Consider the following 14,496-nt stretch of genomic DNA (forward strand, 5'->3'; position numbering starts at 1 on the left):
CGCTGGAACGCCGAAACGCCCAGCGTAGCCAGCTGCGTTCAGCAGCGGTGCGGCATTGCTGCAGCACGTCTACCTCACACCCCGTCACCGACCTGCACCATGCTGAGTTCACCGAGCCGGAGAGGCGCCGGCCGCGACCAGGCGGCCCTCCGCCCGTTCTCTCCTGCACCACCACCAGAAGGAGCAAACGGCATGACCGACATCGTCAAGCGCAACGCCCGAGCCATCCTCCTCGACGGCGACGAGCTGATCCTGATCAAGCGCACCAAGCCCGGGAGGGAACCGTACTGGGTGTCGGTCGGCGGAGGGGTCGAGGAGGACGACGCGACCATTGAGGCAGCTCTGCACCGGGAGGTGTTCGAGGAGTTGGGCGGCAAGCTGGAACGCGCCGAGCTGGTCCACCTGATCACCGACGAGCTGGAGAGCGGCGTCGGCGTGCAGCACATCTTCGCCGCGCGCCTGGAGTCGATGGACCTGGCCGTGCGTACGGGGACGGAGTTCTCCAAGCCGGAGCGGGGCGGGTACGAGGTGGTCCGGGTGCCGTTCACCTCCGAGGCCGTCCGCGAGCTGAACCTGATGCCGCCGGAGCTCGCCGACTTCATCGCCGCGAACACGGACGCGATCGTCTCCGTCCTCGACACCTCGATCCGCGAGGCGTGAGCAATGGCGCAGGTCCCGGACTTCGTCAGCCTCAACGGCCCTGACAACGTGGGCAAGACGACCCACCTGGTGCGGCTGGCCGGGCGCTGGGACGGCTTCCAGCCGCTGGGAGCCGTCCACGAGCACGACCCCGAGCCGTGGTCGCGGGTGGCGGCCGGCGACTACGCCCGGTGGTGGTTCGAGATGTCCACGACGGTCGAGCTGACCGAGATGCTGCTCGCCGGTCACGCCAAGCGGGCTGCCGCCCGCGAGGCCGGGCGTACTGGCCTGCTGGACCGGGGCCTGCCCATGCTCCTCGCCGTGGCCACTGCGACGTGCGTGGTCAAGGACGGGCTGACGGTCGGCGAGGCGTTCAAGACCGTGACGGGCATCGCTGGTTCGCGGGTCATCGCATCGGAGACTGCGATCCTCCTGCTCCCGTCCCTCGACGCCGAACGCAGCTACGTCATCACCAGGGCTCGCGAGGGCCGTCCCTGGACCGGGGTGTACCCGGCCTATCAGAAGACGCTGCACGCGGTCCTGCTTCACCAGGTCGACCACGGCGCATACACCGCGGTCGTGGACTGCGAGGGCCGCTCGCTGGACGACGTCCACGCCGACGTACTCAGCCATGTCGGCCTTCCACGACTCACCGACGGGAGTCCCCGATGACCCAGAACTCCCCGCCCCTTGCCCTGCCGCCGGGTCTGGTCCGCGCCATCGCCACTCTCCAGGACAAGGACCGGCACCGCCTGGACGACACCGTCACCCGGCTCCACACCGTCAACGGACGCCTGTGGAACACCGAGGACCGGGTGCGCGGCGCCTTACTGTCCGCCGCCCAGGTCGCCGACTGCAAGCGGGAGATCGACCAGCTCAACGCCGAGCGCAACGCGCTCGCCGAGCGGGCCGACGAGGTCCTCGGCTCGCTGGCGGACGCGGGCCGCGCCGACGCGCCGCTGCACACCGAGACGCTCGCCTCCGTCGTCGACCGCCTGTCGGTCCTGACGCTGCGGATCTGGCACAGCGAGCGGGCGGCGGCCCGGGACGAGCTGGCCCTCCGGCGCGTCCCCGCCCTCCACGGCCAGCGGGAGGAGCTGTGCGCCGCCCTCGACGCGCTGGTCGCCGATGTCGTGGCCGGCCGCCGTCGGCTTCCCGTACCAGCCCGCTTCAAGCTCTACGGCCGGGACGACGCCGCCCCAACGGAGGTCAAGCCGACCCGGCACCTACGCCGGGTCCTCGCCTTCGGTGGGCTGAGCGAGTGCGGTAAAAGCACCAGTGCCGAGTTCGTCCAGCGCACGTGCGGCGCCCAGCGCCTCAAGATCGGCTTCCTGCTGCGGCAGGCGGCTCACCGGGAGGGCCTCGCGGACCCGTACGCGCTGTCGGCCCGTCGGCAGGCCGAACTGCTGCTCGGCGAGCTGAACCGCTTCGCGGACGCTCACGTCGACATGCGGCTGTTCACTATCGAGTCCGTCCACGACGACGCGTCGATCGCCGAGCTCAAGCAGCTCATGGGCGACACGCTCCAGATCGTCTATCTGGATGCCTCCTTTGCCGTACGTGTCGAGCGGTCCGGGACATCGGCCCAGGCCGTCGCTGCGAAGGACGAGATCAAGATGAGTCGTGGCGCCCATCAGGTCGCTGCGCTCGCCGACCACGTCATCGACAACACGGGAAGCATCGCCGCCCTCCGCGCCCGCCTCCGGCGCATTGCCGCCCCGCCCGTCACTGCGGCGCTGCGCGTGGCCACCCCGTACGGGCTGGGCCTGCCGGCCGCCGTCGCCTCGGCGACGGCCGACTTCACGGATGCGGTACGGGTATACGGCCCTGGCGTCCGGCTCGTCGCCCTGACCGGCAGCCCCGGCGAGGGCAGCTGGATCGCTGGCTGGTCCGACCTGGACCTTCTGGTGATCGCCGAACACGAGGCCATCGGGCGGGTCCACGAGGCCCTGGAGCAGTACCGCACTGCCCTGGGCGGTGCGGCCTCCCTCGGCCCCACCCTCGTCACGCCTGGTGAACTGACCGCCCGACGCCTCACCCCGCGCCTGGCATTCGTCCTCCACCAGCTCCAGCAGGGCAGCCCCGTCCTGCACACCGCGCCCGGCCTCGAACTGCCGACGATCGGCCGAGACGAGCTCGCGTTCGCCGCCGTCCGCGAACTCCCGCAGGTCATCCTGACCATGCGCCGCCTGCGCGCTGATGCGGATCCGACCACCCTGCGGCAGCTCTACAAGCACCTCGTGCTCGCCTGCCGCCTCCTCCTGCGTGAGCACAACCAGTGGGAGTCCGGTCCCGACCGGATCCTCTCCGCAGCCTCCCGCATGCCGGGCCTGCCCGCTGTGTCGGTGCCCTCCCTGGCCGAGATCGCCAGTGCCTGGCACGACGGCAACGCCGAGATCGTTCTCAAGCCCGTCACCACGGCCGTCGATCAGCTTCTCACCTGGTACGCCGCCCAGCTCGCCGCCTGAACGGCCTCCCTCTCCTCTCTCTCCTTCTTTTATCCGACAGGAGCTTCGCCATGCCCGAAACCATCGCCGCGCCGTCCTTCTCCGCCCGGATCGTCGAACGTCTCAGCGTCGGAGCCACGAGCCGCCGCGAGCGCGTCGTCCACTCCCTCGACGGCCTGGAGCACCCGGTCCACCCCGACACCCTGGCCCACACCGGGGCCGACCTGTGGCGTCTGCTCCAGGAGCAGGTGCCGGAGGGACTCGACTCCGTGGACTTCCTCCTCGGCCTGGACGCCGGCGGCATCCTGCCGACCGTCTCTCTCGCCGGCGCCGCCCGCCTCCCGTACAAGATCGCCTGGAAGCTCCATCTCCCCCTCGACGGCGCGGTCCGCTTCAGCGAGCCCCACGCGATGCGCACCGACGTCTTCGCGTACGGCATCGCCCCCGGCCAGCAGATCGTCATCGTCGACGACGAGATCACCACTGGCCGGACCCTGGCCGACCTCACCCGCCGCCTCCGCGAGGCCGGCGCCGTCCCGCTGGCGGCGGCCTGCCTGGTGGAGGACACCACCCGCGGAGCCCGCGACCTGCTCACCGACCTCGGTCTGCCGCTGGTCTCGCTCACCACGATCGAGGGCCCGGCATGACCACGGTCGCCCCGGCGGGGATCCGGTTCCACCCCGGTTCCCTGGTCGTCCCTGCCGAGGCCGTCCACACCACCCCACTCGGGTACGACCGGGACGGCATTCCCATCGGCGCACCGCTCCCGCTCGCCGCCTCCACCGAGCTCGTCCACCGCCTGAGCGGGTGTGGCGAGGTTGTGGTGGCTTTCGAGGGGAAGCTCGGCGACACCCTTCTCGCGCTCTCGGGGGTCCGCGCGGTCCTCGACTGGCTGCGGCTGCGCTCGGTTCGCGTGGCCGTCCGGGCGGCGGGGCCGTACGCGGGGCTGATCGCCCGCACCGGGCTGATCCCGCGCCCCCAGACCACCGTGCCCAGCGGCTGGCGGGCCGTGATCGGAGACCGCGCAGGGGTCGAGGCACAGGGCTCGATGGCAGCGGTGAGCCTGGTGCTCGACCCGGCCGTCCCGCCCTGCTGGTCGACCGACGGCCGTGCCCACCCGGACCTGCCTGCCCGTCACTACCTGGCGATGGAGCGTCGCCTCGGCATCCGCCTGCCCGCCACGGCCCCCTTCGCTCCCATCCTCGCAACCAAGCCGAACAACCTCGTGGAGGAGCTGCGCTCGGTGGGCTGGCTGGGCGACCTGAACATCGCCGCCATCACCGCCACCAGCTGGCCAGAGCGCAAGGACTACACCGCCCAGCGCTACCTCACCCTCGCCGAGCACATCGCCGAGGCCCACCAGACCCAGGCCCGGTTGCTGCTCATCGGCGGCAACCCGGGCGACGGCCTCCGCATCACCGCAGAGGCTCCCAAGCGTCACGTACAAGTGCTCCGCCTTGATGGAATGCCGGCCGACCACCTCGCCGACCTCTTCCCGCACTGCCACCTGATCGTCGGCAACGACACCGGCCTCACCCACCTCGCCGCGATGGCGTGCGGCCGGAGCGGGGGCAGCCCGCCGGTCATCGGCCTGTACGCACGCCACAGCCACAGCAAGTGGCGCACCGGCCTGCCGCACCATCACGCCGTCGCCACCGACCTGTCCAACCGCATGCACCAGGGCGACCTCTGCCCCGTTCGCGACGCCATCGCCCCGGACACGGACGTGCACATGGATGCCTTCCCGCCCACCGCACTGGCCCAGGTCGGCCTGGAACTCCTCGACGGGGTGAGGCCATGACCATCCGGCCTCCCCTCCGGCTCGGTCCAGTACGACGTTTCACCCGCAACCTGCTCTGCCCCGTCGACCTCCTGGGCCGCCCGCTGCTCCTGAAGTACACCCGCGATGCGGTCGAGGCCCGCGAGGAGATCCGCGGTCACACCCGCCTGGCCCAGCACTACCGCGTACCCGCCCTCCACGCCCACCTGCGCGTCCCGGGCGGGCACCTCCTCGCGTACGAACGCCTTGCCGACGGAACCGACAAGGGCCTCCTGCTCGACCTCCTCAACGCGGACGAGCCAAGCAGTGACCTCCACACCTACATGGACCGGCTCACAGCCGCATACCGCGAGGTCATCCTCGCCACGGCCTGGCCGACCGATCCGGCGCACGTCGTCCGCAAGCTGTACTGGGACCGCGCGGCACCCGGCGGCCGACTCGACACGTACTACACCGGCAAGGACTTCCTGATCGCCGACGGACTCATTGACGTCCCGGTCTCCCGCCTCGACACGTACACCCTGAACATCAACGGCCGTCGGCACCACCTGGACTGGGCGGCCACCCTTCGCTGGCTCCGCGCCCATTTCGCCAAGGCCGAACCGGTCTGGGCCGCCCTCACCCAGGGCGACCCCACCGACGTCAACCTCGCACACCCGCTCGCCTGGTTCGACTACGACACCGCAGGGCTGAACAGCATCCCCGGCGAGTTCGCCAACTTCCTCTGGTACGCCTCCACCCTCGGCGGCTGGCTCGTCCCCACGTACAACCCGACCGCCTTCGCCGACCACCCCGCCACCTTCGCCCACATCCCGGCCAACGCCCCCGAGCTCCGGCGAGCGGACATCGACCACACCACAAGCACCATCCACATCGACTACACCCCGCGCCTCTCGGCTCCCCGACGAACCGCCTTGACCGCGTACTGGAACCAGCTCGTACAGCCGGTCGCCGACCGCCTCTGGCCCGGCGCGAACCTGGCGAACCTGCTCCGCCCCTACCTGGCCATGCGCATCCTCGGCGTCTACAACCTGGCCGACCTGGCCCCCAAGGACCGGCTCGTCCTCCTCGCCCGGCTCGCCGAGACCATGAGCCCTGCCTTCGACCCCATCACCTACTTCTGCCCGCTGGAGTCGCCATGCCCGGCCCCCTGAACGGCCGCACCGCCCTGGTCACCGGAGCCACCGGCGGCCTCGGCTCGGCCATCGCCCGCCGCCTCGCCGCCGACGGCGCCACCGTCGCCCTCGCGCACCTCGATGACGACCAGGCCGCAGCCGAACTCACCGCCCACATCACCGACAGCGGAGGCACCGCCGTCCCCTTGGAAGCCGACCTCCGCGAGGACGAGGCCGTACGCGCCCTCTGCCACCAAGCCCACGACGCACTCGGCACGGTCGACATCCTGGTCAGCAACGCCGGCGCCTACCCCCGCCGCCCGTGGCCGGAGACGACGCCGACCCACTGGAACAACGCCCTGGCCACCAACCTGACCAGCCACTACCTCCTCGCCCACGAACTCACCCCCGCCATGACGGCCGTCGGCTGGGGCCGGATCATCACCATCGGCTCCGTCCTCGCCACCGCGGGCCGCCACGACCTCGCCGGCTACATCAGCGCCAAGGCCGGCCTCGAAGGACTCACCCGCGCCCTCGCCCGCGAACTCGGCCCCGTCGGCATCACCGCCAACTGCGTCGCCCCGGGTTCCATCCGCGTCCCCGCCGAGGACACCGTCGTCGACGACCCACAAGCCATGACCGTCCGCCAGCTCGCCCGCCAATGTGTCCAGCGGAGAGGCCGCCCGGACGATGTCGCCGCGGCCGTCGCCTTCCTCGTCACCGAGGACGCCGGCTTCATCACCGGCCAGACCCTGCGCGTCGACGGAGGCTGGATCCTTGCCTGACATCTGGCTCATGCGCCACGGCGCCTACGAAGGCCACCGCCCCGGCTACCACGCCCCGTACGAGGCCACCCTCACGCAGGAAGGCCGCGACCAGGTACGCCGCTCCCTCCCCCTTCCCGAAGGCATCACCGCGATCGTCACCAGCCCGATCCCCCGTGCCCGCCAGACCGCCACCCTCGTCTCATACTTCACGGGCCTGCCGATCGTGGCCACCTCCGGTCTTCTCGCCGAATGGCGCGCCCCGAGCATCGTCCTCGGCCGCGCCGCCGAGACCTACCCGCCGACCTACCGCGCCTGGCGAGCCCGCCGCCTCGCCAACCCCTCCCTACGCTGCGAAGACGGCGAAAGCCTCACCGACCTCCACACCCGCGCCCGTCACTGCGCCGCCTTCCTCCACCACACCGCCCAACGCCACGGCCCTCTCCTGGCCGTCTCCCACACCCTCCTCCTCGGCGTCCTCACCCACCTCCAAGAAGGCCCCGCCGCCTTCACCACCGCAGCGAAGACGCCCTGGCAGTTCGCCGAGCGCTGCCAGCTCACCACCTATGTGCCGTCATAACCACGACGCCGTTTTCGTTTCGGCGGCCAGCCGCGCGCCATAGGCTGACTGCGTGGTCCACGGCTGCAAGTCCCAGAGCCAGCAACCCGGTCGCTCCGAAACATCGGGTCGACGGCGGGCACAGCCCAAAGCGGCCACTGCCTCACAGCGTGGGGCTCTGCCATGCCGGCGCTGGCGTGCAGGTACCAGGCACGCATCCGTGAGGACGTGCCTGCCTCTCAGCCCATGATCTGGTCGATCACGCGGTCCGGGATGCCGAGCAGCATGAGGACCGGTAGCAGCTGTGTGACAGGCGTCCTGCAGCCGCGCGTCACGCACCCCAGCGTCCTCCAGCAGCCTCTTCCAGTCGTGGTAGTCCGTGTTCGAGCTGAGCGGGCCACCGACGGCGGCATCATCCTCGCAGTCAGCGACCCCAACCCGCGACCGCCGACACCTCGCGCCCATGACGCCAGCACCACCTGGGGACCGCAGACTCACCCTCATCCAGACCATGCCCAGCCGTTGAGGCTACTCCCGTACCCGGCCAAACCCCGGAAAGATCATCTGGGCGGAGGTCCCCGCTCGCCCCGACAGCACCCAGGTGAACCAGGCTTCAGCGGCCAGCAGGCCGCGCGGATGCTTATCGGGCGAGTCCTGACGGGTCTACGCGAGCTGTCGTTGAACCGATCAGCCGCGGCACCGCGCAGCCATGCTTAGGTTCGGGCCCCATGAACCTGCTGCCAACGGCCACGAGCACCGACGTTGTCGAAGCCCTGCGACACTGGGCGCCACACGCTTCACCCACACGCTCTGCATCGCCTAGGTACGCTGGGCGGCCAGAGCGAGACCAGAGGGGTAGCGGGGGCGAGGATGGGGAAGACGCAGGGGATGCCGCTGGAGGTGCGGCAGGTTCGTGAAGCCCTACTAAGGGAGTTCGCTGACCGAATTTCCATGGATGACTTCGAGAAGAAGGATCCTACTGAGCGTGAGACCGCCCTTCTCTCTCGGGCTTTGTCGGCGAGAGCAGCTCGTATTCTGACCGACTGCCCCTCAGACGAGGCAGCCGCTGGGGTAATCGATGGCAGGGATGACTTCGGAATCGACTCTGTAGCCTTCTCCGCTTCCGGAACCGAACTATGGCTAATCCAAGCCAAATGGAAGAACTCGGGGACAGCAGGATTCGATACCGAGGCGGCACTTAAGCTCATCCACGGCCTTAAGAAACTTGATAACCGGGATTTCGATCACTTCAACGAGCGCCTGCGACTGCTCGGGGACCGAGTACATGGCGTTCTCAAGCTTCCCACCTGCAAGGTTCATCTGGTCGTTGCTCTCATGGGAGGCGATCGGCTTTCACCCGAGACGCGCAACATTCTGGATGAGGCAGCCCGTGAATTCGGCGGTCTCGGCCGCACCGTCGAATACCGAGTGGTGGACCAGGTTGATTTTCACCGCGCCATTCGGGACGATCTGCAGCCAGAACCCATCACTCTGACGGCGAAGATGACCGAGGGCTGGCACGACCGCGAGACCCCCTATCAGGCCATCGTTGGTGAGGTTTGCGCCGCGGAGCTTGCCCAGTGGTATGCAGTCAACGGCGAGCGCCTCTACGACCGCAACGTCCGCAAGTCGCTGGGGCTCACGGGCGTCAACAAGACTTTGGTCGACAGCATGTTGGAGGACCCCGACGGTTTCCTCTACCGCCACAACGGCATCACGGTGCAGTGCGACACCATCGAACGAGAGTTCTTCGCAAAGCGTGCGACTGGCGCGCCGATCTCCCTGACTCTCCGCAACGCGAGCGTCGTGAACGGGGCACAGACCGTCACCTCAGCTAACCGGGCCTTTGAAAAGGATCCGGACGCGGTAGCCGACGCCTACGTCTCCGTGCGGATCATCTCGGTGCAGGGGACGCCTGAGGGATTCGCGCAAAGTATCACCAAGGCCACCAACACGCAGAACCATATGGAGCGTCGGGACTTCATTGCCATCGACCCGGTCCAGAGCGAGATCCAGAAGGACTTCAAGCTATCACTCGACAAGGAATACGTATTCCGACGCGGAGAAATGGATCCGGCTCCCGATTCTGGCTGCTCGGTCACTGAAGCGGCCACCGCCCTCGCATGTGCATATCAGGATCCAACCTTCGCGGTCCGAGTCAAGGGATCCACTGAGGCGCTATGGAAGGAAGGCGCTGACGGCGCCTATACCCGCCTATTCGGTCAACAGGCGAGCGCGTACCAGATTTGGCGTTCTGTACAGGTCCTGCGAGCAATCCGGGATGAGCTCACGAAGCTCCGTTCAGAAATGTCGGGGAGGGCGGCTTCTATCGCGGATAGCGGGGCTCTGTTGGCTGCCCATATTGTATTTCAGCGAATCGATAGCGAGGCGCTGCAGGAGCCCGACAGCGATTGGGAAGCTCTTCTGCAAGATGTTCCCCACCAAGTGCGACGCGTCCTGGCCAGCCTGATCGACATGGTCGACAAGCTCTTCACCAACAAGAGCTATATCACCAGCACTTTCGCCAGCGAGGAGAAATCCAGGCAGCTGGTCCAGGCAGTCTTGCTGACGCTCGACGCCGGCAGTGATTCTCCTGATCTCTCGGCGTTCGTGACAGCAGCGGGCAAAAAGCGTACGAAACGTCCTCCGACGATTCACCTCCTCGTGGACCACGATCTCCTCTCTGACGGCACCCCGCTTGTCTACGCCCCCAGTGACACCGAAGAGCGGGCCATCGGCGCCTGGCTCGACCAGGATCCGCGCCGACGTCGGGGTACCTGGGTCAACGACCGTAAGGGGCCAATCCTCTGGGAGGCGGATGGCCGTCCCTACTCGCCGAGTGGACTGGTGAACCACATCTGGCAGCAGGCCGAATGGCGGGAACAGTGGAGTGCTGTCCAAGGACCCAAGCAGTGGCGGGTTCCTGAGGAGGGGACGCTGGTAGAGATTGCGGAACGGCTGTGGCGACGGCTGGACACGGAACAAGAGCCGGAGGAAGACGAACAGCCCTAGTCGGGGCGCCCACAGTCGAGGCTGAGCACTCACGCCCAGAAATTCTTGGCTGCGAGGCAGAGATCATTTCTTCCTCAAGTCTATCTACGTCCGTGCATCCGCAGACCGAGAAAAGGCTGGCCCCCTGATCACGGCCGGCCGCCCCAACGTCTACGGCGTCCACAGGCGCAGAGTGCCTGACGCGCAATCAGCAGGGTGAACCTTATCCCCTGGTGCGCTCCCATCCCGGTCTCAGTTCTGGTCTCATTCACCCCCGTCCGGCCCCGTCCGGACGGGGCCGCACCGGACACTCCGCTGCAGGTCAGGACACCCCCGACCCCCGCCGGACCCCCGTACGAACATTTGGAAAGCGTGTTGGGGGCAACCCCTCACGAGTTCGAATCTCGTATCCTCCGCCATTGCTCTCACCGGGCAATACGTCGAAGGGCCCCACCGCTCGCGGTGGGGCCCTTCGACGTGCGTGGTCTCAGTTGTCGTCTGCCGGCCGTTCAAGAGCGCATGGCACACACCGCAGAACATGGCCGCGTCGCGCCCCACGCCTGAGCATCAGCTGGCCACACTCTGCGCACGGCCCAGCTCCCACGGCGGGCAGCCCAGCGCCGCAGAGGCAGCGGCCCGCTTGACAGGCAAGATCAGCGTGAGGTTGCGCGACCGCTGTGCCGGCACCGTGGGCCCCACGGCCGTGAAAAGGGCTCGGGCCCATGCCGTCGTCTTGCTGAAAGTGGACGGCTCTCGACTTGACCGGACTCTGCCCACAACGCGCTGCTGCGGTCTGCGAGCAGATCAGCCGGCAGGCGTGTGGCTGCCCGCACGCCTCTGCTCGTCAGGCCCCTTTGTCGTGCCCCTCGCGCGCCCGAAGAGAGGGCACGTCGCGGTGACCAGAGAAAGTCACGGGGAATCTCGCACAACAGCGCAGGTCAGCGACTTCGCAGGCCAGGCACCATCTGCGTACGCGATCTTCCGAACTGGTGATCTAGGATCCCGAGCGCGCCAGCGCTTCTTCGACGAAAACGCCCCTCGCGGAAACGCCGACGGGCCCGGCCTGCCGGGCCCGTCGGTTCTCTCGCTACCGCGCGCCGCGGGACTACTTCACGTCGACGAAATCACCGGTGGCGTTGACGGCGGGAGTCGAGGCCGTACCCGCGAAGCTCCAGCGCCAGTAGCCGTCCTCCACCGCCTTGACCGTGGTCTTCAGCGTGCCAGTGTTGGAGCCCTTCACCGTTTTGACGGTGGTGTATGCGCTGCTGTTCTTCTTCCGGAACTGGAGTTTGACCGACTGGGACGCGTAGCCCGCGTACTTACGGGTGTCCCAGTTGGCCCGGTCCAGCTTGCCCGTGACCGTGATGGTGCTGCCCTTCTTCACGGGCTCCGGGGAGGCGTTGACCGTCAGCCGCGACAGCCGCTGGAACCTGACCGAGGAGAACGTGTCCTTCTCGGTGAAGGCCCCGTCCTTGCCCCATGCGCCGGCGTAGACCCGCCAGGTCGTGGCGTTGGTGTTCCACAGGTATCCGGGATCGACCGTGATGGTGAGGGTGCAGGTCGAGGTTGTGGTGTTCGCGGCCTTGCACTTGGCCCTTTTCCCGTCCGGGTGGAACCCGAAGTCGTACAGGTTCGGGTTGCTGTCGCGGCCCCTCCATATGTAGGAAAGAGCGTCCTCGATGCCCGAGGAGTGGGACGCGGTGACCGAGACTGTCACCTTCTTGGTGGCAGTGGTACCGAGCACGATCGGCTTTCCACTGTTGACAACGACCTTGCTGATCACCGGGGTGGCGGCCGCCCGCGTCAGCGCGAACGAAGGGCTGCTCGCCTGAGAGACCGGCACGGAGAGGGCGGACAGGGCCAGGGCTCCGGAGACCGCGGCAACAGTGGCACGAATACGCATGTGTTTCCCAAGTCTGGTCTGTGGGTCTGCTGATCCGACAGACCAGACCTGGGGCGACCGCGAAAGGTTGTGCACAAAGATGAACTCTTCGCGAAGATCGATTCGAGACGGCCAACACTCCGCTCCGACCGGTCATTCGAACCAGCAGTCCCTGGCCGGCTCCGCCGTCCGCGACGGATCTACCGAGTGCTTGCCGCACCGCTCGATGTGGTCGTGGACGACCTGGTGGTCGGCGTGGCCGGGTTGGCCTGCGCCAGCGGATGAGCGCGCCACCCTCGCGGATGGCGGTGATACGAGCAGACATAGACGCGCCGTCCCCTCTGAGACGCTGGACAGATGCTGACTGAAGAGGAAGCACGAGGGCTCTCTTCGGCGGAGCTCGCACGGACCAGAAGAGCGATGACAGAAGACCTGGACCTTGCGATCTCCAGGGTTGAACCCTTGTCTTTCGGGTGGGTGTTCCACTGGTGCACGCGACGGAACATCGCTCGCCCCGCCGGCCAGCGGCCAGCACTCGGCGGGAGCGGCCCTTTCTTGGTGGATCGGGAGAACTAGGGCCTCTCGTTTGGATCATGCCGGGCTGCAACCAGCAGGCCCGTACCCCGACAGATCGCGGACTATGAGCGTCGCGGTGGTGCGGTTCGGGTCATCGCCGGGGCGATCCAACCGAAGTGGGCGATCGTCGTCCCGGGCAGCAGACCGCAGCAGTGCGGCACGAAGAGCGCGGGCCGGGTGACGGCGACGTGACCCGGCTACCGGACCAGCGCCGAGCATCGTCACCCGTTGATCCGTACGAAACCGCTCAGGTCCCGGTCGCAGCGAACGACAGGGACGCGTACCGCCGGACGTAGTTGCCGTCGGCGAAGGTGCCCGCTGCTGCGTCGACCTCGAAGTCCGGGAAGCGCGCCAGGAGTTCCTCCAGGGCCGTTCGGGAGACCAGGCGGGCCGCGGAGGCGCCCAGGCAGTGGTGTGGGCCGTGGGTGAAGGCGAGGTGCTGGGGGCCCTCGCGGGTGAGGTCCGGGTGGTGGGCGGTGGGGCCGAAGGCGCGTGGGTCGCGGTTGGCGGCTGCGTAAAGGAGAAGAACCTTGCGGCCAGCGGGGACGGTTCGGCCGTGGAGGGTGGTGTCTTCGGAGACGGTGCGGGCCAGGCACTGGACGGGGGAGGTCAGCCGGAGGAATTCCTCGATGGCGGAGGGGAGCAGGGCGGGGGTGTCCAGGAGGGCGCGGCGTTGGCCGGGGTGGGCGGTAAGGAGTTCGGCGGCGCCGCCGAGCAGGCCGGTGGTGGTGTCGTTGCCGCCGGCGACCATGGTGAAGGCGAAGCCGAGGATGCGCAGCAGGGTGCCGGCGTCGTCCGACGGCATCAGGCCGACCAGGTCGGAGACGGTGTCGTCGGCGGGTTCGGTGCGGCGGCGTTCGATCAGCTCGGTGAAGTAGCCGAAGAGGCTGGTGACGGCTTCGGCGGCGGTGAGAGGGTCGCCCAGCGCGTTGGCCTCGACGATGGCGTGGGTCCAGCCGTCGAAGTGGGCGCGGTCGTGTTCGGGGACGCCGAGATAGCGGCCGACGATGTAGCTGGGCAACGGTTTGAAGAGTTCGGCGATGATGTCGCAGTTGCCGCCGAGATCGGCGATGCGGTCCAGGCGGGCCCGGACGAAGGCACGGACGTGCGGCTCGATGGCGGCGACCCGGCGCGGGGTATAGCCGCGGGTGATCAGCTGGTGGAAGGCGGTGTGCTCGGGTGGGTCCAGCATCACCATCGGGGCGACGTCAGTGATGCCGAGGCGTTCGCGCTCGCCGTAGGTGATGGTCAGGCCGTCGGCGGAGGAGTAGCGGTCGGTGTCGCGGGCGGCGGCGAGCACGTCCGCGTAGCGGGAAAGGACCCAGTAGTCGCCGTCGGCGACGTGGTGGAGGGGGTGCGCGTCGCGCAGTGTCGCGTACATCTCCCACGGCGAGCGCCAGCTCTCGCCGGCGCACGGGGCGAATGGGGCCTGATGAGATGCGGTCATGCCGGGAGGGTGGGGGCGGCGCCCGCAAGAGTCAATGGCACTTGCGGAGCCGCGCCCTGGGCGGATCTGCCGGCCGGTGGCCGAGCGGTGCCTGGCGCCGAACGCGGCCGGGTCCGTACCACCGTCCGGGACATCGCCTCAGCCGCCGGAGTCAGCCGGCCGCCATCGACCACCACTTCGGCAGAGCCATGGTGACGGGCAACAACTGACCGGACTCCGGTCTCATTCATCCCCGTACAGCAGTGTCCATCGCTCGGCCGCTGCCCAACTCCGTGGCAGGTCAGGACACCCACGGC

Annotated in this window: 11 protein-coding genes and 1 pseudogene; 9 read left to right on the forward strand and 3 right to left on the reverse strand. The window is 68.4% G+C overall.

Going from position 1 to position 14,496, the window contains the following annotated elements; translation table 11 throughout:
* Positions 1-192: 192 nt before the first annotated feature.
* Genes ACGF8B_RS00390 through ACGF8B_RS00425 form a run of 8 tightly spaced genes read left to right on the forward strand, consistent with a single transcriptional unit; the run spans position 193 to position 7,325 of the window.
* Entirely contained in the window at positions 193-660 is a 468-nt protein-coding gene (locus ACGF8B_RS00390; protein WP_392733408.1) for an NUDIX domain-containing protein, read from the forward strand.
* A 3-nt stretch (positions 661-663) separates the two neighbouring features.
* A complete protein-coding gene (locus ACGF8B_RS00395) occupies positions 664-1,311 on the forward strand; it encodes a hypothetical protein (protein ID WP_392733410.1) in 648 nt (215 codons plus the stop codon).
* Positions 1,308-3,107 carry a DUF4254 domain-containing protein gene (locus tag ACGF8B_RS00400; RefSeq protein ID WP_392733412.1) on the forward strand — a complete coding sequence of 600 codons (1,800 nt, stop codon included), beginning with the start codon at positions 1,308-1,310 and terminating at the stop codon, positions 3,105-3,107. The genes ACGF8B_RS00395 and ACGF8B_RS00400 overlap by 4 nt, the downstream gene beginning before the upstream one ends.
* A gap of 50 nt (positions 3,108-3,157) precedes the next feature.
* On the forward strand, positions 3,158-3,733 hold the full coding sequence (locus ACGF8B_RS00405; RefSeq protein ID WP_361488524.1) for a phosphoribosyltransferase family protein: 576 nt from the start codon (positions 3,158-3,160) through the stop codon (positions 3,731-3,733).
* Positions 3,730-4,887 carry a glycosyltransferase family 9 protein gene (locus tag ACGF8B_RS00410; protein ID WP_392733414.1) on the forward strand — a complete coding sequence of 386 codons (1,158 nt, stop codon included), beginning with the start codon at positions 3,730-3,732 and terminating at the stop codon, positions 4,885-4,887. The genes ACGF8B_RS00405 and ACGF8B_RS00410 overlap by 4 nt, the downstream gene beginning before the upstream one ends.
* Positions 4,884-6,020 carry a hypothetical protein gene (locus tag ACGF8B_RS00415; protein WP_392733416.1) on the forward strand — a complete coding sequence of 379 codons (1,137 nt, stop codon included), beginning with the start codon at positions 4,884-4,886 and terminating at the stop codon, positions 6,018-6,020. Before ACGF8B_RS00410 ends, ACGF8B_RS00415 begins: the two co-directional genes overlap by 4 nt.
* A complete protein-coding gene (locus ACGF8B_RS00420) occupies positions 6,005-6,766 on the forward strand; it encodes an SDR family NAD(P)-dependent oxidoreductase (RefSeq protein ID WP_392733418.1) in 762 nt (253 codons plus the stop codon). The genes ACGF8B_RS00415 and ACGF8B_RS00420 overlap by 16 nt, the downstream gene beginning before the upstream one ends.
* Positions 6,759-7,325 (forward strand): histidine phosphatase family protein, encoded by a 567-nt coding sequence (locus ACGF8B_RS00425; RefSeq protein ID WP_392733420.1) that lies wholly within the window; start codon positions 6,759-6,761, stop codon positions 7,323-7,325. The genes ACGF8B_RS00420 and ACGF8B_RS00425 overlap by 8 nt, the downstream gene beginning before the upstream one ends.
* A 221-nt stretch (positions 7,326-7,546) precedes the next feature.
* On the opposite strand, the pseudogene ACGF8B_RS00430 reads toward ACGF8B_RS00425, so the two are convergent.
* A pseudogene (locus tag ACGF8B_RS00430) lies at positions 7,547-7,709 on the reverse strand (site-specific integrase); the annotation flags it as partial.
* Positions 7,710-8,255: 546 nt separating this feature from the next.
* On the opposite strand from ACGF8B_RS00430, the gene ACGF8B_RS00435 reads away from it, so the two are divergent.
* Complete coding sequence (locus ACGF8B_RS00435) at positions 8,256-10,316, forward strand: AIPR family protein (RefSeq protein WP_392733422.1); 2,061 nt, start codon at positions 8,256-8,258, stop codon at positions 10,314-10,316.
* Positions 10,317-11,400: 1,084 nt separating this feature from the next.
* On the opposite strand, the gene ACGF8B_RS00440 is transcribed toward ACGF8B_RS00435, so the two are convergent.
* Complete coding sequence (locus ACGF8B_RS00440; protein ID WP_392733424.1) at positions 11,401-12,198, reverse strand: DUF5707 domain-containing protein; 798 nt, start codon at positions 12,196-12,198, stop codon at positions 11,401-11,403.
* Positions 12,199-13,000: 802 nt separating this feature from the next.
* Positions 13,001-14,200 carry a cytochrome P450 gene (locus tag ACGF8B_RS00445; protein WP_392733426.1) on the reverse strand — a complete coding sequence of 400 codons (1,200 nt, stop codon included), beginning with the start codon at positions 14,198-14,200 and terminating at the stop codon, positions 13,001-13,003.
* Between the last annotated feature and the right edge of the window lie 296 nt (positions 14,201-14,496).

Source organism: Streptomyces sp. NPDC047917 (genome assembly GCF_043204345.1).
Taxonomy (GTDB): domain Bacteria; phylum Actinomycetota; class Actinomycetes; order Streptomycetales; family Streptomycetaceae; genus Streptomyces; species Streptomyces sanglieri.

What these genes read in the sequence shown, in the direction of transcription:
- ACGF8B_RS00395 (WP_392733410.1), top strand. Translation starts at nt 664, where the DNA reads ATGGCGCAGGTCCCGGACTTCGTCAGCCTCAACGGCCCTGACAACGTG.
- ACGF8B_RS00445 (WP_392733426.1), bottom strand. Translation starts at nt 14,200, where the DNA reads ATGACCGCATCTCATCAGGCCCCATTCGCCCCGTGCGCCGGCGAGAGC.
- ACGF8B_RS00400 (WP_392733412.1), top strand. Translation starts at nt 1,308, where the DNA reads ATGACCCAGAACTCCCCGCCCCTTGCCCTGCCGCCGGGTCTGGTCCGC.
- ACGF8B_RS00410 (WP_392733414.1), top strand. Translation starts at nt 3,730, where the DNA reads ATGACCACGGTCGCCCCGGCGGGGATCCGGTTCCACCCCGGTTCCCTG.
- ACGF8B_RS00440 (WP_392733424.1), bottom strand. Translation starts at nt 12,198, where the DNA reads ATGCGTATTCGTGCCACTGTTGCCGCGGTCTCCGGAGCCCTGGCCCTG.
- ACGF8B_RS00390 (WP_392733408.1), top strand. Translation starts at nt 193, where the DNA reads ATGACCGACATCGTCAAGCGCAACGCCCGAGCCATCCTCCTCGACGGC.
- ACGF8B_RS00405 (WP_361488524.1), top strand. Translation starts at nt 3,158, where the DNA reads ATGCCCGAAACCATCGCCGCGCCGTCCTTCTCCGCCCGGATCGTCGAA.
- ACGF8B_RS00420 (WP_392733418.1), top strand. Translation starts at nt 6,005, where the DNA reads ATGCCCGGCCCCCTGAACGGCCGCACCGCCCTGGTCACCGGAGCCACC.
- ACGF8B_RS00435 (WP_392733422.1), top strand. Translation starts at nt 8,256, where the DNA reads ATGGATGACTTCGAGAAGAAGGATCCTACTGAGCGTGAGACCGCCCTT.
- ACGF8B_RS00415 (WP_392733416.1), top strand. Translation starts at nt 4,884, where the DNA reads ATGACCATCCGGCCTCCCCTCCGGCTCGGTCCAGTACGACGTTTCACC.